Source organism: Teredinibacter franksiae, assembly GCF_014218805.1.
Classification (GTDB): domain Bacteria; phylum Pseudomonadota; class Gammaproteobacteria; order Pseudomonadales; family Cellvibrionaceae; genus Teredinibacter; species Teredinibacter franksiae.
The window spans coordinates 2,703,075-2,723,035 of sequence record NZ_JACJUV010000001.1 but is presented as its reverse complement, the minus strand read 5'-3'; the positions used below and the strand labels follow the sequence as shown (position 1 = coordinate 2,723,035).

Below are 19,961 nucleotides of genomic sequence, written 5' to 3'. Positions count from 1 at the left end.
AGGCCTTCGAAAACAAGGCCGTCATCCACTGTCAGGCTTTCATTCAGTATGGGTTTGCGCCGGCAGGCTGATACTTTCGTAAGCTTTCATCGTCATGCTCACCTCTCACCTCTCACCTCTCACCTCTCACCCAAGGTCGAGCATGCGAAGCGAACACCCAGCGTTGAACTGCCCAGATGCTAAGGGCTAGAAAACTACTCCGTCAAACCGTCAAGCAGCGCGTTCAATGTCTCAGTATCAAAGACGGCATTATTATCCCTATCAAAAATACCAGACGAGTGATTATTTAAACCGCCGGCGTCCCAATAATATGGCAGTAAGCCGTGTGCCCGCGCCGACGCCGTAACATGGGTATGCCAAGCATTGCGCGACTGCTTATGTAAGCTTAAATCTTCACCGCTTAGCTGGCCATTGCGGCGCATCGCCGAGTACTCGCCGAGTACCACCGGAATACCGTTATCCACAAATTGGGTTTTCATCTTAGCGAATAGAGCATCCACACCATCCTCTTCGCCCCAAGTGGTATTGCGGCTGGTATCGGTAGTGGAGTGATTACCGTCACCCCAGTAGAAGAACTGGCCACCCCACTTTTCATCTTCACCCATTAAGGTAAATTGATAGGGAGTATAGAAATGCACTTCTGCCATAAGACGGTCTTGCAGGGTATCCACTGGCACTTGGGTAAATAAGGTTTCGGTTTTTTCTATGTCGGTTGCGGGTCCCTGTACTACAAGAATACGGTAGGCATTTTTGCCGCCGGTTTCACGTACGGCATCAATAAAGGTTTGGTGATACGACAACAGTACGCTCATCTCCTCCGCATTAGCCACATGCGGCTCGTTCGCACTGGCAAACATCAAGCGCTCATCAAAGTCACGTAAATGGGTGGCAATCTGCTGCCAAAAGGCTCGCTGCTTGGCATTATTCTCTTCTTGCTTCGCCGGTGTTACATTTTCTTCCAGCCAACCGCCGTCCCAGTGGATATTAATAATAGTGGGCATATCGGCATCCATACAGTACTGCACCACCGTCTTAACCCGGTCTAGCCAAGCGCGGTCGATCTCAGCCGTAGCCTGGTTCGCATTCTGGTCCCATGAAACAGGTATGCGAATGGAGTCAAATCCACTGCTCTTTACCAATTGAATCAATTCAGCGGTTACGAGGGGGTTTCCCCACGCGGTTTCACTACCGCTCGCCTCTAGAGTATTGCCAATATTCCAGCCCAAGGTAATTCGGCTGGCCATCTGCTCGGCGGTACTGTCCATGCCCGTCATATCAGGAGCGAGCGAACGGCTGTTGTAGTCCGGATAAAGGCCCTCGCTACTGCTGCTGGAGGAGCTGCTGCTTGAACTGGATGACGAGCTGTTAGAGGTAGAGGAAGAACTACGGGAAGTCGATGAAGCGCTACTCGAGCTGGCACTCATGCTTGATGTGCTAGAGGAACCACCACCGCCGCCACAGGCTGAACTGATAGCCACAACAGCGAGTAAGACAAGGGCGCACATTCGATTAGTTTTAATCATTATTCTTCACTATACAAAATACGCAGTGGGTTGCTCATTGGCCAAATTCATCCACGAGGGAGAATCGCTGTACCAATATCGGGGCAATGTAGAGTAATGAATTTTACGCACTGGTGATAATGCTTTTATATGTAACACTGTCAATTTACGAAAAATTGAAGTTTTTTTACCATATGTTGAAGAATTTCGGCGGGTAAGAGGCTGACCAGACTACTAGAGGCGTCACCGTAATAGCATCTACCAATCGTTCTAGCGGGACAGCGAGGCACTTTTGAAGGTTTTAGGCGTACAGCCGTACTCCTCTTTAAACAGCTTATTAAAGTAAGACACATTCTTGTATCCCACGGAATAAGCGATTTCGGCCACATTCGCCTCCTCCTTCTCTGCCAGTAGGCGCGCCGCCTCGGTAAGACGTAATTTGTTCAAATAAGCGCTGAAGGTATAGCCTAATTCTTCGCGCAATATATCGTTAATTTTTGAGCGGCTAACCCCCAGTTCAGATACTACCAACTCCAGGTTCAATTCAGCATTCGGGTACTCCGTAGCCATATAACGGAGAATCGAGCTCTTATCTCGGTCGCGCTTAGGTTCTACCGACAGCTGTTGGTAGGCTATTAGTGGTCTGTCCTTCTGTAGTTTGGTTTTAATATCAGCTACTAGCGCCCGCCCATGAGCCCTAAATAGCCAGAACACAAACCCACACCACACCATCGTCATCAGCCCGCCCAGCACATACATATAGCGCCATTCGCGGCCGTTTAGCGTCAGCTCTTCCAACTGAATTTTGGCATCCACGCCGTAAGGTGTCTGAGCAGAATTACCAATGGTGATTTTCGATACCTGACGCAGGTTGTAAGCCTGATTCGACAACTCAAAACCAAACATTTCCAGCCACCAGGAGGGTGTTTCCAAGCGCGTGAGGTCAATAGTCACTTCACTCCACTGTTGCTGACAGGAGAAAAAAGTCATTGGGCTGCGGTAGGTAAGGTCGTCATCCAATTGGGTTACCGCATCGTCTACGGTGAACACCAGCAGCGCTAACACATTGTCGGGGGAGCACTTAACGCTGAAAGATAAGGATTGGTAACGAGATAAATCGACGAATGTCTCACCGCCCTTCTCGCTGCCAAATACCATGGCGAAATTGGCGTATGGGTGTTGTGCACCCTCTATCATATGAATATCGAAATCTAAGCCAAACGTTGTGTCATTAACTTTAATAAGGGAATGTCCACCCACATCTTTATCTGCCCCGGCCGCCATCAACCAGGGCAACGCGCTTTTAGCCCCCGGCAGCATGCGCACGTGAAGAAAAGTGCGATCGATGCACACAAAAGCTACAAGCCCGCTAATAACCAGAAGCGACGAAAAAACGAGGGTAGCGGTCTTATAGAAATTGAGCATGGCCAAAACTTTGTGATCGGGGAACCGTGCATTCTAGCGAAACTTCAACCATCTCGCGCGGCAATCTGATCAAGGTTTATAACATCTAATCGGCGCAAACCATTTCATATGTAAACTGTTTTTTGTTCACTAAAACCAGTCCCTTTTAATCACATCGCATTTAATTGCGGTACTTCGGGTCGCAGGCACCTACGCCGGCGGCAAAATTCAATTTATAACGACTATTACTATCAATATTAGAAATTTTAATTGCACTTTCCACTAGCCAACTCAACATCATCACTTCATCTCCGTACACTCGGCGCAAAGTGAAAGCCAAATAACAAAACCGATAGGCTCTTCCATGTCGAATACCACAAGACGAACGCTGTTCAAAGCCTGCGCCGGAAGCGCACTTGCTTCACCACTCGTGTCTCTTAACGCCATCGCAGCGCGATCGCCAGAAATAGCCCGGCCCTGTACTAAAAACCCAATGAACTGGGTGCGCGGCATTGAGAACCAACGCAAAGCCGATATTGGCAATGGTCTATTTTTAAACCCCATCCTGCCAGGCGACCACCCAAACCCGACAATACTAAAAGACGGTGACGACTATTACCTGACCTTTTCGTCGTTCGATTCCTACCCAGGCATCATCATCTGGCACTCAAAAGATCTTATTAACTGGACGTCTATTGGCCCCGCCCTGCACAAAAATATCGGCTCCGTATGGGCGCTGGATATCTGTAAAGTCGGCAACCGTTTCTATATTTACATCCCCGCCGCGCCAGCGGGTAAGCCCTGGTCAATCTTTGTGATCTGGACTGACGATATTCGCGGCCCCTGGAGCGACCCCATCGACTTAAACATCGCCGGTTGTATCGACCCCGGACACGCCATAGGCGAGGACGGCAAACGCTATTTATTCGTCAACGGCATTCGTAAAATTCGCCTGCGAAACGACGGTTTAGCAACCGACGGCGAAGTGGAGGCCGCCTACAGCCCTTGGCAATATCCGCAAGACTGGGTGACCGAAAACTTTGCCCCAGAAGGCCCAAAACTACTCAGACATAACAACTGGTTTTATCTGGTAACCGCTGTAGGTGGAACCGCAGGCCCGGTAACCGGGCATATGGTAATCGCCGCCCGCTCCCGTTCCATACACGGGCCATGGGAGCATTGCCCCCACAACCCACTAGTAAGAAGTGAATCTACTCGCGAACTCTGGTGGTCACGCGGCCACGCAACCTTAGTAGAGGGGCCAAAGGGTGACTGGTGGATGGTATACCACGGCTATGAAAACGGTTTTCGAACCCTAGGCCGACAAACACTTTTAGAACCCATTGAGTGGACTAAAGACGGCTGGTTTCGTGCGCTAGGCGGGGATTTATCGCAACCGCTACCTACACCAACAAACACCGCAGGTGCTCAAGCAGGCTTTCCCCTCAGTGATAATTTTTCCAGTAATAAATTTGGTAAGTAATTTAGTTACCAGGACCTCGGTATAAACGTATCCCAACACGCCCATGAAAAAAACAACCATTTACACAACCTCAGCATGCCATCGCCATGATTAAAGACCACAACAATGTAAATTACTCGGCCCCCTCTTTAAACAAAGCACTCGATATTCTCGAGTTTTTGGCAACCGAAAAAAAACCTTTGGGCCTTACTGACATTGCTATTCAGCTTAGAAAGTCTGTTGGCGAAATTTACCGCATTATGGTTGTACTGGAGAAACGTCATTATATAAAATTCGAACAAAATTCCGGCTACAGCTTACACAAAAAACCGTTATCCATTAAATCCTCAAAGTTAAAGCGCGAAAACTTCATCGAAAGTACGCTACCGCTAATGCAAAATTTCTCAAGAAAAACAGGGCACCTATGCGCCCTTGAAATTTTATCTGGAACGGAAGTTGTCACAGTCGCCTGTACAAAAAATATCGGAAGGTATGATCTTTCGATTAAAATTGGACGCAGACAGCCCGTTATGCAATCCGCGGCCGGGGCTGCGCTATTAGCCGTTTTCGATGGGCATGCGCTGAATAATTTTATAGACCAACTTCGCGCTTATTCTAGCGCGCGCTCGATTGAATATTTCATCGAAAAAATTGAACGGATAAAAACAGAAAAATTCTATAGTAGAAAGCTTTCCATTCCGGATATACAGGAAATAGCCACCCCCATTGCTAATAGCATTAATGAATATGCCGCGCTCTCCACGCTATATTTTCCGAATGGCTCAACACATTCCCCCTATGAACAAACAATTTCTGCACTCATTGAGGCTTCAGTTTTAATTGGTGAATATGACGACCCGCACGAAATGATGTATTGCAATTGATAATATTTCCAAACTGCCACGTATAGACCATCAAAATGGGCAGCCCTCAAAAATAAACACACATCCGCCCACAATAACAGGGTTTCACCTGCGACAGAATACACAGTGTTATTTGGCTAAATCCATCAAATCAATAGTGCCTGCCTATGCATAAATTCGGTTGATTAGGAAACGTCCGCAATATGCTATTTACACGAAAAATTAGTCTATAAAACGACAAATTTGATTAAATATCACTATATACAAAATAGTTGATTCAATTTTCAGTTTTTTATGTGACTACCCATCGATAAAACTGAACATAAAAACTATCATATTATTTATCGATAGTGATCATCTATTTTTTGTATCAACGTTGCTGTCTTTTAGTCCTTAGAATGCTCCTTTGCTGTATGCCTGATTATTCCTCCAATAAATCGATAGGATGCCATTCTAATGCTTAAACATACGCTCCCCCTCGTGGCTGCACTGACGGTAGCACTCTCACCGCTGGTGGCACCAACCTCTGCATTCGCAGAAAACATGAACGCCAAGCCCGCGCAATTTTGGTGGCCCGAACAATTAGATTTAAGTGCTCTGCGTCAAAATGCTGATAAGTCTAACCCGATGGGCGATGACTTTAATTACGCAAAGGCATTTAAAAGCCTCGATATAGAAGCCATTAAACAAGATATATCGGCCCTGATGACCCAATCGCAAGACTGGTGGCCAGCCGACTACGGCCACTATGGCCCGTTTTTTATTCGCATGGCGTGGCACAGTGCAGGCGTCTATCGTATTTACGACGGCCGTGGAGGAGCAGCTGGCGGCCAACAACGCTTCGAACCGCTTAACAGTTGGCCAGACAACGTCAATCTTGATAAAGCCAGGCGATTACTTTGGCCGGTCAAACAAAAATACGGTAGTAAAATTTCCTGGGCCGACCTAATGGTACTAACCGGCAATGTCGCCCTCGAATCTATGGGCTTTAAAACCTTTGGCTTTGCCGGCGGCCGCGAGGACGACTGGGAAGCCGAACATGTTAACTGGGGGCCGGAACAGGAATTTTTAGCCGATGACCGTTACAGCGGTGACAGGAAATTACAAAAACCCCTAGCCGCTGTTCAGATGGGGCTGATTTATGTAAACCCGGAAGGACCCAACGGTAACCCCGATCCACTGCTGTCGGCAAAAGATATTCGTGACACTTTTGCTCGAATGGCTATGAACGATGAAGAAACCGTCGCCCTTATTGCCGGTGGGCACACCTTTGGCAAAGCGCACGGTGCCGTTTCCCACGATTGTGTTGGCAAAGAACCTGCAGCAGCCGGTATAGAAGAGCAGGGCTTTGGCTGGAAAAACAAATGCGGCAGCGGCAAAGGCAAAGACACCTTTACCAGCGGCTTGGAAGGTGCATGGTCTGCCAACCCTACGGCCTGGACATCACAATATCTGGAAAATCTTTTCGCCTACGAATGGGTAAAAACGAAAAGCCCCGCAGGTGCAACACAATGGGTGCCTAAAAATGCAGATCAGGTTAAAATCGTACCCGACGCCCACGACCCATCAAAACGTCATGCACCCATTATGTTTACCGCCGACTTGGCGTTAAAGTTTGATCCGGCCTACCGCAAAATATCCAAACGTTTTCTCGATAATCCAGAGGAATACGCGCTGGCATTTGCCAAAGCCTGGTTTAAGTTAACGCACCGGGATATGGGCCCACGTACTCGCTATCTCGGCGCCGATGCACCGAGCGACGTTTTAATTTGGCAAGACCCCGTACCCCAATTCAAGCACAAGCTGATTACCCGTAAAGACGCCAATAAACTAAAAGCTAAAATATTGGATTCTGGCTTAACCGTACCGGAGCTGGTGCGCACGGCGTGGGCTTCGGCAGCCAGTTATCGTGGCACCGATATGCGCGGTGGCGCCAACGGTGGCCGTGTTCGTCTGCAGCCACAAATTGATTGGCCAGCTAACAGCCCTAAGGAGTTGTCCTCCGTATTACAACGCCTAGAAGCTGTTCAACAAAGCTTCAATAGTAAATCGGGTAAAAAACAAATCTCACTGGCGGACATCATAGTATTGGGTGGCGCAGCGGCCATTGAAAAAGCGGCCGAAAAACGTGGCTATGAAATCGAAATACCTTTCACCCCAGGTCGCTCCGACGCCTCACAGCAACAAACAGACATCCTCTCGTTTGCCGTGCTCGAACCCAAAGCCGATGTTTTCCAAATTACTTTAGCCCTAGTAGTCAGCGTTCCCCGGCAGACATGTTAGTTGATAAAGCCAATATGCTCGGCTTAAGCGTACCCGAAATGACCGTACTTGTAGGTGGCTTGCGCGCGCTTAACGCCAATACAAACCAGTCGAAGCACGGGGTGTTTACTCAGCGCCCAGGCACTTTAACTAACGACTTTTTTGTTAACTTATTGGATATGTCCACTCAATGGCGCAAGTCGTCTACAAGCGAAGGCCTTTACGAGGGTTTAGACCGTAAAACCGGTGCGCTTAAATGGACAGCCACACCCGTGGATTTGGTCTTTGGCTCCAGTTCAGAATTGCGTGCAGTAGCCGAGGTTTATGCAGCCGACGATGGTAAGCAAAAGTTTGTACACGATTTTGCTGCCGCCTGGCATAAAGTAATGACGCTGGATCGATTCGATCTCTAATTATTATTTTTTATAATCTCCGGGAAATTCTGGTTAATTTCCCGGTTTTTTTCATTTTTTGCTTTTTTTTATGCCGCAATACACTGCCCTCGAAAAAGCCGTTTCAATCAACCTTTTTGTTTTTGACATAAGGGCACCTCTTCACATTGATTCTAGCCACGGCGATAATGCTTAACCCTTCATATCAATAGTGAGGCAAGAAGACGGAATCATCTAGAACACGGCAATAGGATTATTCTGCACCAAAAATCCCGCATAATGCTTGGATACGGGTACCCGCCCCTTTAGCAATCCGTTAGCTCATTTTTATTCATCACTATAAATCGCTACTCTGTCCCGCCCGTTTTCTTTCGCTTGGTTGTCTATCCAGCTCGAAGAACTGTCACCCTCGAACATACTGTCATCGTAATTATGAGCAACAAGGCGATCTGCAGGAATCTATTCCCAGGTCTTTGCGGGCAAAAATTGGTAGGAAGCTGCAGCTAGTATCGTAAAGAACGCAAAAAATACGAAATAGCGGGTCATGTTTAGGGCAAATTGGTTATTTGAGCATTAATACTCTGGGCTGGGTTAGCTCTAGACTGGGGTAGCTCTAGGAGTATTAACTATAATAGCCCAAAGGCGGCTGAATGTTTATCACTGCCGCATTCATCTACGGCAGCTAACGGTGGATTCTAATCCCTCGTGAAACGTGTCGCATCATACCATGCGTTTACACACGTCTCCGATTTCAAAATAGGGAAAACACTTAAGCAAAGGCTTAATCAATCATTACAATTTCCTCTCTCCTCACACACCTTCAGCACACCTGGCCAGTTTGCGTCGGCCTCTTTAATTTTATCTTCGCTATCCAGCCGCCAACGTAAATATGAGATTCGGCTGTAGTTTAAATACAACTTGCCATCTACAATTTTCCAGCTATCGGGCCGAATAGACGTCGTAAAGCCATGGGCCACGGAAAAGGCACAATAACCTCCATACTGAGGCGCATAGGCTTCTGGGTTTGCCATAAACGTGTTTTTGTTTTCCTCGCTGGAAAACTTCCACGTGGCACCCTGCCACAAATAGCTAAATTCATCCGCGCCCAGAACAGCCTTATCACCCTCTTTCAGGCCAAAATAGGCGACTACATCCACGCCCTTAATAGCTCCCTTGGATTTATGGGAGTAGATTGGTGGGTCTGCTGCCCATACGCTGCTGCAAAACAATATTGAAACGAATATAAGGGTTTTCATGAAGCCTCCTATCGAGGGTTACCTCTGTGAGGACAGTAGCATACTCGCTAAGTTCATTTAGAGCGCCGTTCACCTAGCCGGTAAATAGCGTTTATTTTTGCCGACGCATCGCCTGAAACAACGATAATTCCCAGGGCCGCATAGCTAACAATATACCCATATGGGTACGCTCACTAAGCGGTAATTTTGCATCTATACTGTTGAGTTGGGCGGCTTCTGCCGTTAGTTGATCCATGCGTTTTTGCAACTGCTTTATCGAATGCTGCGAATAAGCCCCCCGCAGGTAAAAGCGGAAACTTTCCGCCTCCTGAAAACGAGCATCCATAAATTTGCTAATAACATCTTTGGTGATGAAGCGCTCCAGCGGCCCTCCCGGTCGCCAGCGAAACTCTTGGGAGATGAGTACCCGATAGCGATTTTCGGGTAACAACTCGATCATCTTTAAACGGTCTAGCTGGGCCAGTAAACGCGTACACTCAAGTGCATCTATGGCGTATTCATTCACGATCTCTTCAAAACGCCAGCCGTCTCTTACGCATACGGCAACCAAACACAGTCGCGGATTCTCTACTAACAGTTTTTCCTGCTCTTCTGTTAATTCAGAAATACGCCGCTCACGCATTTCTGCATGCCTGAACAGATCCGCTAGAGAATAGTTTAAAATCTCACAAATCTCTTCCAGCCGTTTCAGGCTCATGCTGTTTTGAGAAAACATGCGCTTTACATTGGCCTCGCTCATCTCCAGCTGATTTGCCAACGCCAGGTAGGTTAAGCCCTGCTCCTTCAACAGCTGTTTAAGTGTCGTGCAAATCTCTGGAATCTTACTCATAGTCTATAAATCCTATACCTAATATACACGCCGGCTATACATTATCAGTTTTCGTTTACCTAAAATATCTTTTATCCATAATGGCTCTCGCTGGCAACAGCAATCCAAAAGGACATTCTCAAAGGAAAGATATTATGAAAAGCTCAACGAAAGTGACTTCACTATTGCTGCTCGCAGCGGTACTTACGACCCCCGCCTGGGCAGTTTCCGATAACGCCAGCCAAGCGGGCAAGCACTCGGCTATGGCCTTGGCCCATACGGGTGTAGCCACCACCAAAGTCGTTAGCGCGGTTGCCGCGGCCCCCTTGGTAGTGATTGGCGAGCTGGGCAAGGCAGCCGGTGAGGCTGGCGATTCAATGATGGGCTACGCACTGGAAGATGAGCCGCTGGAAATAAGCGATGACACCGTTATCGCCGACCCAGCACCACGCCACCTAAATGCCAGGAAGCAACAGGAGATTTAATATGAGAACCCCAGCACCAGTCACCAGCCTAACATTTACCTATGTATTACTCACACTGCTGACGCTGGTGCTGCCCGCCCGCCTTTGGGCGGGTAGTGCGGCGCCGGAAGATGCCATTTTTGAACCAGAGCAAATTTCCACCTTCGCTAAACAGGTGGAACGTTTCGCTGCCTCTAAAGGTGCCCGCGCTTTTATTATTGCTCGCCAGGGCAGGCCCGAAGATGAGCTGCCCGAGGGAATTCAGTTTACCCATACGGCTATTGCGATTTATTCCACCATTACCCTTGAGAACGGTAAAACTGCAAAAGGCTATGCCATTCACAACCTTTATCAGCAAGCCGATAAAGTGGATAGAAGTGAGCTAGTCGTGGATTACCCCGTAGATTTCTTCTGGTCGGCTAAAAGCCTAAAAGCGGGCGTGCTCATTCCCACACCAGCATTACAACAAAAGTTGATTGCGTTGGTCATGTCCGATAAAGATGAGCAATTACACAACCCCAAGTATTCGGCTATCTCAAACCCGTTCAATGCCGTTTTACAAAACTGTACCGAATATACATTAGATATTCTTAATGCCGCCATCTACGACACCACCGATACGCAACGGTTGAAGGCCAACGCCAAAGCACATTTCACCCCAACCGAGGTTAAAGAAAACCCCATGAAAATTGCACTGGGCGGCGTAGTTAAAGCTGATATCAGTATACGGGACCATACCGACACCATTGCAACCGCAACCTTTACGTCCATAGCTGGTTACTTAAATGAAAATGCGTTAAGTACGCTAGCGGTTACCTTTGAAGGAGCAGATAACGTTACACCGCTGCTTTAAATTAAACGACTGAAATTGGCCCGAACGGTTCGGGTCAATTTAGTCTTATGAAACTTCTATTCCTTTCAGCTATTTCCTTCACAACGTTCTGATGCCGTTAATGACTAATTTTTTCACAGTTTAGGCGAGTAATGCTATCTTCCAACTCGAACGTATATTCTTCTGTTACAGTGTTACTGGGTATCGATATTGTTGCTGTTTCAGTGAGATCGTTAAACTCTATCTCTAGCGTATGCTCTCCGTCTGCAGTAGTAACGAAAGGCGTCGATATTGTTGAAAATTCAAAAATGTTTCCCTGCGTAATCGTTGCTACACCCTCATTGATTGAAGTGATTCCGTCACCTTCACCGTGCGATAGCGCCTTCCCCACTATCGTATCGGATGAACCCACTATAGTGCCTGTAGAAGCCGCCTGAGCAATAAAAATTTCTACGCTGGATAAACCCGATGACATTGTATTATCTAATCGATCTTGTGAGCTAGGCGAGACATACACTTGTGGGCCAGAGCCATCTATCACCGTAGAGCTTCCAGGTGGACCACGGTACGTACTTGCCCAAAAAAAGTCTCCGTAGCAATTTATAGTCAAAGAACCTCTATAGTCCGAATTATCAATTTCGCCAAGTAAATTGCAAACACCCAACGAATTTATTTGAATGCTTCCGTCACCCTCAAATATTTCATCGGATATGGTCATCAGTGACCCTTGGTCCAAATTGATGTTGACAAAATTATAAATTTTTTCTTCTAACTCAAATATATCACCGTGGGCCAGGTACAGTTCGCCATCAGAGCCGTCGCCATAATCCATACTTGCCTTATTCAAGGCCTGTGGGTAATTCGGGCTAGCATTTACACAATCATCGACTAACTCTAATTCTATTATTTCGTATTCAGAATTTTTGCTGGACTCACCTCCACAGCCAAAAAGAACACCCATTAACGCTATTAAACTTATTACCCTGTAAGACACTTTTCCCTACCTTTAATTAAATTTGGAATAATATACTCTAAATATTGATAAATTGGCGAAGCCTATAAAATACCTAAACTACGCAACCAGTATTCACATAGTTTCGGCCAGTGGGCAACAGGGCCTTTAGCATCGCGAATACCAAACCCGTGACCACCGGTTCTAAAAATGTGTAACGCCGCCGAACCTCCTGCACCTCTTAAGGCCGTGGCAATTCGCTGCGCGTGCTGCGGGTTTACCGCTGGGTCATCTTCAGCATGAAAAATAAACGTGGGCGGAGGCACGGCGCTAATGGGCGCTTCAATTCGATATTTCCAGAATAGCTTGTCTCGCCCCTTCAACTGGTCGATATCGGTTGCCCTTGCGTCACCCAAAAGCCCCGCCGCTGGGTAGCCCAGTATAACAAAATTAGGTTTGGCGCTAATCTCATCAAGCTTATCGACGGGCGTGTAGATTTGCTTGTTGTAAAAAGCAGCTAGTGACGCGCCCAAATGCCCTCCTGCGGAGTAACCGGCGTAACCCACGCGGTTAACATCAATACCCCACTGAGCCGCATTGGCTCGAACATAGCGAATTGCGCGCTGTGCATCTTGGAGAGGTACATCTTCGGCATTCAAATGATCGTCTTCCGGCATTCGATAATATAAAACAAAAGCCGTTACACCCAAGCTATTCAGCCAGGCGGATGTATCCGGCCCTTCTTTGTCTACAACCACACGTCGGTAACCACCGCCTGGGGCAATTACTACAGCCGCTCCATTAGGCTTTTCTGGGCGGAACACTTTCAAAATTGGCTGAATAGTGTGAATGACGGCCCGGTCTGGATGTGCAGGTTTTTTGCTTCGCTCTACAACCGCTGGCTTAACGGTCGTCCCTGCCGAACCCGGTGCAACTCCGGGCCAGATGGGTAATTCAACGCCGGTTAAGGGGATAACTTGCCCTTCTCCAGAATAGGTCGCTACTGAATAAAGCATACTCATTAAGAGAAGAAGAATTGGTATCAATTGGCGTTTCATGTTTAGCGTACTCTGCAAAAAGCTTACTTTATTCTACCCTATGCGGGTGTTAGGTTAGCCGCACGGCTTAATGCCTAAATTTTAGCTACAGCAGGCTGCAAGACGCTGATCTAGCACAACATGTGTGGTGATTTTTGGGCGGCGGCCGGGAGAAAACCAAGAAAAATGAAGAGCGTACCGCTGCGGCCTCCACGTTGCACCTATTAGTAGTTGCACCTATTAGTAGTTGCACCTATCAGTAGTTGCACCTATCAGTAGTTGCACCTATTAGTAGTATCTACCGTTCACCAATAGCCGTTCTTATTGCTGTCGGCATTGGGGTTACGCCATTTTCGTCTGTGCTGTAATCTATTCTGCTCTGCACAAAGGATTCAACCACCAGCAAGTGCCACACTTTCAGCGGCTGAACCGATCGCAACGCTCATACGATTGGTTTATCCAATTAATGAATAAAGCCGAAGAAAAATTTGAGTAGCTCACATTTTAGCTAGCGAAATGAAGCTTTTCGACATTGCGCTGAAATCGCCATAACACCAATAGCACAACTATTCCCGGTACGGCAATAACACTATTGGCAATATGCTCGGGCTGAAGCCAGGTAATGGCGTCTACATTTATCAAGGTAAAGCCTTTATTCACGGTAAAGAAATACACATTAATACCCACGTGAAACCCCCAAACCACGGCTAAACTACGGGTTTTATGATAAAGAACGCCCAATAATATGCCGCCGAAAACCATAGTGGTTAGAATATCCAACCAATGCTGGCCCCAATGAATAAGGCCGAAGAATACAGCGCTTAGAATTATTACAGCAGAAACGGGAATCCAATTTTCACATAGTTTGAAAAATAATACGCGGAAAATAAACTCTTCCCAAAGCGCTAAAATTATTATTTTGAGTAGTACAATGCCCGTAAAGTTGAGATTAAACTTTAGGCTGAACATCGCGCTATTAGTTAGATACAATAAAACCGGTAGGCAGGCGAAAAACAAAAATACGCATGTGCAAGAGCCAAAAAAATATACACATTCAGTTGCGCCATAGCGCAAACTAATACCCGTAACAAAAACGTAATGTGTCACCAAAATGAGACCCGCTAAAACCACCGCAATGGGCGTAACATTACCTTGGTATTGCACTACAAAGCCAAAAATTATCGGTGGCGAAATAATGAATAACACTAAGAATAAAAACAACGTCCGTTTAACCTTATTCATTAATGAATCCTTTCATTAGCTTTGTTACCCCCCGGCTCTTTCAGCGTATTATCCTGAACCAACGCCACAAACGCAGTACATCGGCTAGGGCACCGGCAACATAGGTATAAGCCGCAGCTCGCAAAACTTGGCGAACAGCGAGCAGGTGTTTTTCGGGTACATAGCCTTCGGCCAATATCGGCAGCGCCTTATTAAAGCTTGCATCGTATTCTTCCGGCAATACCGCTACGTACATTAACATTGAAACTAGCATTGTTATAACACCCACAATGGCGGCCACCACAAACAAATGCGGTACTTTTATTATAATCGCGATAATGGGTAGAACGGTAAGCACAACGGTTCCGGCTTTTTTTATTTTTATGGCCTTACCCATATATTTATTGCGCAACTGTGAAACCGGTTCTTCGCGAACAAATTGAATGGCGTGACCCACTTCGTGAGCAGCAATGGCCACGGCGGTAAGTGAACGCCCAGCATAGACACTTGGACTAAGGGAAACGCGCTTGTCGGCCGGGCTGTAGTGATCTTGGCCCTCCAACCCTTCTTCTACGGTCACACCCTCTAGCTGAAAACGTTCGACTAAATGCTTAGCTAACTCGCCACCGGTACCGGGCATACCGCCGATATCTTTTGAGTGCTTCCATAAAACAAATTTCACCCAGAATTGCGGGCCGTATACCAAAAGGAATACGGCCAATCCCCCTACAATAAATATCATGCGCTTAAAGCCATTTAGAATTAGTCGACGGTGATTCTACTTATCTCGATAATATTATCCAAATCTGTGTAGTCAATTTGAGTTATATGCTCATAGCCCTGTAATACACCATGACCGGCATTGAGAATAACGTCTTTCGCAGGAAAATTAGCATAAGTGTGGGTAAGCACCGGGTTCGCCGGGTCGATAACATCGAGTATTTTCAAACCGGCGCCGCCATCGGCAACAAAAAGGTTGGAGCCTTCTTCTGCAAGCCCATAGGGTTCGTTCATTTCGACACTGGTAATTAAAGTCGGGTTTTGAATATTACTTACATCGAGAACATCTAACTGATTTTGCGCACCACCACAGCCTGAACCGGAACGCAGCGTGGAATAAGCGACGGTGCCACTGACCACTACCGGATCGCACTGGCGCGGGTGTTGAAAAAGGCCTGCTTTCTGCGGGTGAGCCGGGTCGGTTAAATCCAAGATTTGTACACCGGTGCGTGTACCTATATAAAGCGCATTATCGTGATAGTAAACCGTTTCCATTTCCAAACTAACATTGAGGGTATTAGTCAAGCTAGGCGCTTGGGGCTCAGCAACGGAAATGGTAATAACGTTATCCTGTGATAAAACATAAAGGTGTTGCTCTACTAGTAGCATAGTCGCCATTGAGCCAGCGACACCCACGTTGAAACTACTGCTGTCTGGCAATGCAGCAGGTGACGCGCTGCTACCTCCACCACAGCCACCATAAGAAGTACTGTCATGATAGCTACCACCACTAGAACAGGAATAATGCCGTGTAACATCAATCACAACCCCCTGGGTTTGATCGGCAGCAACAATACCCTCCGCATTGTCGCCAGGCGCATCGTCATAGGGAAATACATTTTGTACCCGACCCACTTCAATCGCCTGCTCTGCATTCCTGATATCGATTGCCACTAGGTCCACATAGCTCCGGGCTAGCAAAACATCATCTACCACCGCAATTTGTCCAGCGTCCACTATAGGGATAAAGCTCGATTTGCGGGGAGCACTGATGTCTGTATTGTCAATGAGGTGAACACCCTTATTGGGCTCGGGCACCACTAGAAGATCTTGGTACACCACCACATTGCCGATTGCTCGAAGTTCAGCCGGGGCGGTACCCGCAATGGGGGCACGAAACTCTTCCCACCCCATGTAGGTGTGCTCATATTCCGTCACGCATGGCGGAGGGCTAGAGGTTATCGCAGGCTTAAGAATTAATGCGCTAGACAATAAAACGATGGCGGCGAAGGTTTTATGTCGTTTATTGAAGACTGATGAAGGCACAACAAATTCCTTTTTGAATAGATCGCTTTATTTTACGTTAAACCCCAATAGGCCATTTGTACAAATTTGTACTGTGCTTTTTGAGCAAGCCCTCAAAAGCCTACATAACCGTCGATATCGCCACCCTTTATTGCGAGAAGCGCCTCTTGGCCGCAGAGGCCTCACAGCGGGATGCATTCCCGCACAAACCAAAACCCTATTTCACACCAGCGCCCCAACACCCAACCACCGCAACGAATTAAAACCCGGCACCGCGTGGGAGGCGCTTTCGGCTTAGCCACCCTACTCGATATTTTTATTCCAGGTACGGCCGTAACTCATAATTTAATTTGAATCTGAGGTTGCTACAAAAAAACGGACTTAAAAATTGGGGGCATATCTTTCCTCAATTTCCACTGGCGTAAAATAGTCTAAAGTTGCATGGCGGCGACGTCGATTGTAAAACACCTCAATGTACTCGAAAATACTACGCCTAGCTTCTGACCTTGTTCTGTAGTCCTCATGGTGAACAAGCTCGTTTTTAAGGCTTCCAAAAAAGCTTTCAGCTACAGAGTTGTCTAAACACTCACCTTTTCTGCTCATGCTACAACGAAGCCCTTGCTCTTCCAGGAGGCTTCGGTACCGGCTCGATGCGTAAGTATTACCTTGATCAGAATGAACGATAACATCTGTCACTTTCCCGCGCCGCTTGAGTGCCATTTGTAAGGCATCCTCAACCAACTCCGTATTATTCTTCTCAGCCATCGACCATCCAATAACCTGCCTAGAGTACAAATCCAGCATGATAGCCAGATAAAGCCAACCCTCGCGTGTCGAGATAAAGCTGGTATCAGATACCCAAGCTCTATCGGGACTTTGAGCGGTAAACTCTCTTTTCAAGAGGTCAGGTGCCGGTTGTGTTGTTGACTTCGAATCCGTCGTCACTACAAACTTACGCCGAAGCTTGGATTGAATGCCAGCCTTACGCATTATTCGAGCCACTCTTGGTTTACTGCATGTCTCACCTTCAGCCACCAGATCTTTGTGTATCTTCGGTGCGCCGTACACCTGATTAGATCGACCGTGAGCGGTTCTGATCCGCTCAAGAAGATGTCTGTTTTCCCGGGATGTTTTACTCTCTGGCCGATCCAGCCAATCGTAATAACCGCTGGAGGATACTTCTAACACTTCACAGAGCCTAACTACCGTGTGTTCTTTGCTGTGCTCGCGAATAAATGCGAACTTCAGTCCAGCTCCTTCGCAAAGAACACGGCGGCCTTTTTTAAAATTTCGTTCTCCTCTCTGAGCTTTCTAAGCTCTGCCTCAAGTCTTGCGACATCACTTTGAGCTTCTTTCTTCGGCCTGCCACGCTTAGATGATGCGACATCACCAGTCGTCCCAAGCTGATCCTTCCACTTGTACAGCTGATTCCGGCGCAAGCCCAGCTCCCTGGCAATCTCCGCGGCAGGCCGATCTGACGTCACCATCCTGCGAACCACCTCAAGTTTGAATTCTTTGGAATAAGTTTTATAGGGTCTACGTTTTGCTGTCATTATAAACACTCCTAAGGGCTCTATTGTCCCTGATTAAAAGTGTCCGTTAAACTGTAGCAGGTTCAGTCTGTCCCCAATTATTCGGGGTTGCCGTCTTCATCTTCAAAATTTACCACAACTTACACGTTGTCGAGGGGCATATCGTCTAGCGCATTGTTAATTTTCATCTGCGCATCGAAAGCCTGACGCTCCAGGGTTAATTCCTGCTGAATTTCGATCTTTACAATCGCGCAGACAGATTCCTGTGCCTGCACATTCACAGCACAAACGATACTCAATAATGTGGCCATACAAGCCAACAATAGACCAGCCGTGGATTTTGCTTGTGCTGCGCGCTTTGTCATTTTCAGAGCCCTAATTAAAAACATCCTAAATACCAAACCTGTTCGTTAAAGTGCTTTCTTAATATCTTGTGGAATACGGCCGCCAAAACCAGAAAATCGTTTCGTTCCCACATAAATAAGCGGGTAGCCCGTGCCCTCTAGCGCCTCGTAATAACCTAACCCTTGCGCCGACTTTTCAACATCCACTTCTGTATACGTAATAGCATTATCGGTAAAATATTTCCGCGCCTTCTTACAGTAAGGGCACCACTCGGTTGCGTACATCACCACCTTATCGCTACCATCGCTATAAAAATGTGATGCCATTGCCTCTCGCTGTTTGCGAGTAAAAACGTCCTCGCCGTGCTGTTCGGCCAGCGCTTGCAACCACTTCATACGGTCATAGCCATGTAAAGTGGTAGAACCAATATGCACAACTGGGAAGGGGTTGCCACCGCCCATGCTCTCCCACTTTTTTCTGTTCTCTTCGCTGGCTACATTGTAATGTTGAAACGCAATGTCTTTGCGTTCCAATAGCGCGATGCCGTCTTCGCAAAAACGCCCGCAGTCATCAAAGGTGAATAACACAACCTCGCCTTCATTCACTCCCGAACTGGAGCCAAAATGTTGAGTGACACCCGAAAATAATTCAGGTTTAACAAAATAAGCAAGTCCAATACAGGCCACAACCACTAAAAACTTTTTCATTCCCTTCCCTTATCTAGTTTCACCACAAACCCTGAATAGGCTAAAAACCGGCTGGTCGGCCTGGCTTACCCGGCTGTACTCTGCGCGAAAATAAAGCCTCTAACTCCTGTTTAAAACGCGCATTCCCCAACGCCATGCCTTTATTCACCGTAACGCGAATTTCTTCAATTAATTTTCTATCCAATTGCCCACAAAATAGTTGTCGGTACGCCGCCATACGAAGAAATTCCGTTTCCCCCAAGGCCAAATATTGTGGGTGCGGTGTGCATAAATCCGTTTTTATTCCCAGCGCATTCGCACGATAACTGGACCACTTGTACTCTGCGGGGTCGGCCACCATTTTGGCCCGCACTGGGTTTAACTCAATATAACGGTAGCACTGCAACAAATATTCTTCAGACTGCACCAAGCAAGACTTAAACCGTCCTTCCCATAACGTGCCCGTTCGCCGATACGAACGATTAAAATATTGCACATAACGACGCCCTAAAAACTGCATCAACTTCGACAAACCATCCTTCTCCATTGGCGTAGCCAATAAATGCACATGATTTGTCATCAAAACCCAAGCATGCACCTGCACATTAAACTGCTTGGCGTATTCTTTTAACCAATGAATGTAAAAAACAGTGTCTTCATCGCAGCCAAAACAAAGCTGCCGGTTATTCCCGCGCTGAATCACATGCTGCGCAATACCCGGCGGACACAACCTCTTCAATCTCGCCATCTTTCCTCCTTGAAAAATGCTTAAAAAATTCATCCATAACAACTTATAAAATTAGCATTAATCCCTAGCCTTTCCCCCTAAAGGGGTGAGCGCCTAATTAACTCTTAAATTAATGTGGATCTAATTTAATGTGGATCTGACCCCAATTATTCCTACCCCCATATTGTGCT

19 protein-coding genes and 1 pseudogene are annotated in these 19,961 nt (G+C 47.0%); 5 read left to right on the top strand and 15 right to left on the bottom strand.

Translation table 11 applies throughout. The features are described 5' to 3' along the window. Nucleotides 1-194: 194 nt before the first annotated feature. From H5336_RS11375 to H5336_RS11365, 3 genes are all read right to left on the bottom strand, one after another. A complete protein-coding gene (locus tag H5336_RS11375) occupies nucleotides 195-1,523 on the bottom strand; it encodes a glycoside hydrolase family 5 protein (RefSeq protein ID WP_246439081.1) in 1,329 nt (442 codons plus the stop codon). A 249-nt stretch (nucleotides 1,524-1,772) separates the two neighbouring features. After that, nucleotides 1,773-2,927, bottom strand: coding sequence for a helix-turn-helix domain-containing protein (locus tag H5336_RS11370; RefSeq protein ID WP_185234256.1), 1,155 nt, complete (start codon nucleotides 2,925-2,927; stop codon nucleotides 1,773-1,775). 160 nt (nucleotides 2,928-3,087) lie between these two features. Continuing rightward, nucleotides 3,088-3,246 (bottom strand): hypothetical protein, encoded by a 159-nt coding sequence (locus tag H5336_RS11365; RefSeq protein ID WP_185234254.1) that lies wholly within the window; start codon nucleotides 3,244-3,246, stop codon nucleotides 3,088-3,090. Nucleotides 3,247-3,270: 24 nt separating this feature from the next. On the opposite strand from H5336_RS11365, the gene H5336_RS11360 reads away from it, so the two are divergent. The 3 genes and pseudogenes from H5336_RS11360 (at nucleotide 3,271) to katG (ending at nucleotide 7,906) form a co-directional block, all read left to right on the top strand. After that, on the top strand, nucleotides 3,271-4,389 hold the full coding sequence (locus tag H5336_RS11360; protein WP_185234252.1) for a family 43 glycosylhydrolase: 1,119 nt from the start codon (nucleotides 3,271-3,273) through the stop codon (nucleotides 4,387-4,389). Between the two features lie 86 nt (nucleotides 4,390-4,475). Next, nucleotides 4,476-5,252 carry an IclR family transcriptional regulator domain-containing protein gene (locus tag H5336_RS11355; RefSeq protein WP_185234250.1) on the top strand — a complete coding sequence of 259 codons (777 nt, stop codon included), beginning with the start codon at nucleotides 4,476-4,478 and terminating at the stop codon, nucleotides 5,250-5,252. A gap of 435 nt (nucleotides 5,253-5,687) precedes the next feature. Next, nucleotides 5,688-7,906 (top strand): annotated as a pseudogene (katG, locus tag H5336_RS11350) (catalase/peroxidase HPI). 764 nt (nucleotides 7,907-8,670) lie between these two features. Here katG and H5336_RS11345 read toward each other — a convergent pair. Together H5336_RS11345 and H5336_RS11340 are read right to left on the bottom strand one after the other, a co-directional pair. Next, a complete protein-coding gene (locus H5336_RS11345; protein WP_185234248.1) occupies nucleotides 8,671-9,141 on the bottom strand; it encodes a YHS domain-containing (seleno)protein in 471 nt (156 codons plus the stop codon). A 91-nt stretch (nucleotides 9,142-9,232) separates the two neighbouring features. Beyond that, nucleotides 9,233-9,970 (bottom strand): helix-turn-helix domain-containing protein, encoded by a 738-nt coding sequence (locus H5336_RS11340; RefSeq protein ID WP_185234246.1) that lies wholly within the window; start codon nucleotides 9,968-9,970, stop codon nucleotides 9,233-9,235. 134 nt (nucleotides 9,971-10,104) lie between these two features. On the opposite strand from H5336_RS11340, the gene H5336_RS11335 reads away from it, so the two are divergent. Next, the gene (locus tag H5336_RS11335; RefSeq protein WP_185234243.1) at nucleotides 10,105-10,434 is read left to right on the top strand and encodes a hypothetical protein; all 330 of its coding nucleotides are present in this window, start codon (nucleotides 10,105-10,107) and stop codon (nucleotides 10,432-10,434) included. Nucleotide 10,435: 1 nt separating this feature from the next. Continuing rightward, the gene (locus H5336_RS11330) at nucleotides 10,436-11,266 is read left to right on the top strand and encodes a DUF2145 domain-containing protein (RefSeq protein WP_185234241.1); all 831 of its coding nucleotides are present in this window, start codon (nucleotides 10,436-10,438) and stop codon (nucleotides 11,264-11,266) included. Nucleotides 11,267-11,363: 97 nt separating this feature from the next. On the opposite strand, the gene H5336_RS11325 is transcribed toward H5336_RS11330, so the two are convergent. The 10 genes from H5336_RS11325 to H5336_RS11280 form a co-directional block, all read right to left on the bottom strand. Then, the gene (locus H5336_RS11325; protein WP_185234239.1) at nucleotides 11,364-12,239 is read right to left on the bottom strand and encodes a hypothetical protein; all 876 of its coding nucleotides are present in this window, start codon (nucleotides 12,237-12,239) and stop codon (nucleotides 11,364-11,366) included. A 62-nt stretch (nucleotides 12,240-12,301) separates the two neighbouring features. Beyond that, on the bottom strand, nucleotides 12,302-13,255 hold the full coding sequence (locus tag H5336_RS11320; protein ID WP_185234237.1) for an alpha/beta hydrolase: 954 nt from the start codon (nucleotides 13,253-13,255) through the stop codon (nucleotides 12,302-12,304). A 483-nt stretch (nucleotides 13,256-13,738) separates the two neighbouring features. Beyond that, entirely contained in the window at nucleotides 13,739-14,476 is a 738-nt protein-coding gene (locus H5336_RS11315) for a CPBP family intramembrane glutamic endopeptidase (protein WP_185234235.1), read from the bottom strand. A gap of 40 nt (nucleotides 14,477-14,516) precedes the next feature. After that, complete coding sequence (locus H5336_RS11310; protein ID WP_185234233.1) at nucleotides 14,517-15,197, bottom strand: zinc metallopeptidase; 681 nt, start codon at nucleotides 15,195-15,197, stop codon at nucleotides 14,517-14,519. 20 nt (nucleotides 15,198-15,217) lie between these two features. Next, the gene (locus H5336_RS23625; protein ID WP_185234231.1) at nucleotides 15,218-16,501 is read right to left on the bottom strand and encodes an LVIVD repeat-containing protein; all 1,284 of its coding nucleotides are present in this window, start codon (nucleotides 16,499-16,501) and stop codon (nucleotides 15,218-15,220) included. Nucleotides 16,502-16,861: 360 nt separating this feature from the next. Continuing rightward, nucleotides 16,862-17,713 carry an IS3 family transposase gene (locus H5336_RS11300; RefSeq protein WP_313557731.1) on the bottom strand — a complete coding sequence of 284 codons (852 nt, stop codon included), beginning with the start codon at nucleotides 17,711-17,713 and terminating at the stop codon, nucleotides 16,862-16,864. A gap of 11 nt (nucleotides 17,714-17,724) precedes the next feature. Continuing rightward, nucleotides 17,725-18,033, bottom strand: a complete 309-nt coding sequence (locus H5336_RS11295; protein WP_185234229.1) for a transposase — start codon at nucleotides 18,031-18,033, stop codon at nucleotides 17,725-17,727. Nucleotides 18,034-18,152: 119 nt separating this feature from the next. Beyond that, nucleotides 18,153-18,377, bottom strand: a complete 225-nt coding sequence (locus H5336_RS11290; protein WP_185234227.1) for a hypothetical protein — start codon at nucleotides 18,375-18,377, stop codon at nucleotides 18,153-18,155. 45 nt (nucleotides 18,378-18,422) lie between these two features. Next, nucleotides 18,423-19,064: a glutaredoxin domain-containing protein gene (locus tag H5336_RS11285; RefSeq protein ID WP_185234225.1), complete on the bottom strand. Its 642-nt coding sequence runs from the start codon at nucleotides 19,062-19,064 to the stop codon at nucleotides 18,423-18,425. A gap of 40 nt (nucleotides 19,065-19,104) precedes the next feature. Then, a complete protein-coding gene (locus tag H5336_RS11280; protein WP_185234223.1) occupies nucleotides 19,105-19,791 on the bottom strand; it encodes a transposase in 687 nt (228 codons plus the stop codon). Nucleotides 19,792-19,961 lie beyond the last annotated feature (170 nt).

Coding starts and splice junctions, on each gene's coding strand:
- H5336_RS11375 (WP_246439081.1), bottom strand. CDS start 1,523: ATGATTAAAACTAATCGAATGTGCGCCCTTGTCTTACTCGCTGTTGTG.
- H5336_RS11370 (WP_185234256.1), bottom strand. CDS start 2,927: ATGCTCAATTTCTATAAGACCGCTACCCTCGTTTTTTCGTCGCTTCTG.
- H5336_RS11360 (WP_185234252.1), top strand. CDS start 3,271: ATGTCGAATACCACAAGACGAACGCTGTTCAAAGCCTGCGCCGGAAGC.
- H5336_RS11355 (WP_185234250.1), top strand. CDS start 4,476: ATGATTAAAGACCACAACAATGTAAATTACTCGGCCCCCTCTTTAAAC.
- H5336_RS11345 (WP_185234248.1), bottom strand. CDS start 9,141: ATGAAAACCCTTATATTCGTTTCAATATTGTTTTGCAGCAGCGTATGG.
- H5336_RS11340 (WP_185234246.1), bottom strand. CDS start 9,970: ATGAGTAAGATTCCAGAGATTTGCACGACACTTAAACAGCTGTTGAAG.
- H5336_RS11335 (WP_185234243.1), top strand. CDS start 10,105: ATGAAAAGCTCAACGAAAGTGACTTCACTATTGCTGCTCGCAGCGGTA.
- H5336_RS11330 (WP_185234241.1), top strand. CDS start 10,436: ATGAGAACCCCAGCACCAGTCACCAGCCTAACATTTACCTATGTATTA.
- H5336_RS11320 (WP_185234237.1), bottom strand. CDS start 13,255: ATGAAACGCCAATTGATACCAATTCTTCTTCTCTTAATGAGTATGCTT.
- H5336_RS11315 (WP_185234235.1), bottom strand. CDS start 14,476: ATGAATAAGGTTAAACGGACGTTGTTTTTATTCTTAGTGTTATTCATT.
- H5336_RS11310 (WP_185234233.1), bottom strand. CDS start 15,197: ATGATATTTATTGTAGGGGGATTGGCCGTATTCCTTTTGGTATACGGC.
- H5336_RS11295 (WP_185234229.1), bottom strand. CDS start 18,033: ATGACAGCAAAACGTAGACCCTATAAAACTTATTCCAAAGAATTCAAA.
- H5336_RS11290 (WP_185234227.1), bottom strand. CDS start 18,377: ATGACAAAGCGCGCAGCACAAGCAAAATCCACGGCTGGTCTATTGTTG.
- H5336_RS11285 (WP_185234225.1), bottom strand. CDS start 19,064: ATGAAAAAGTTTTTAGTGGTTGTGGCCTGTATTGGACTTGCTTATTTT.
- H5336_RS11280 (WP_185234223.1), bottom strand. CDS start 19,791: ATGGCGAGATTGAAGAGGTTGTGTCCGCCGGGTATTGCGCAGCATGTG.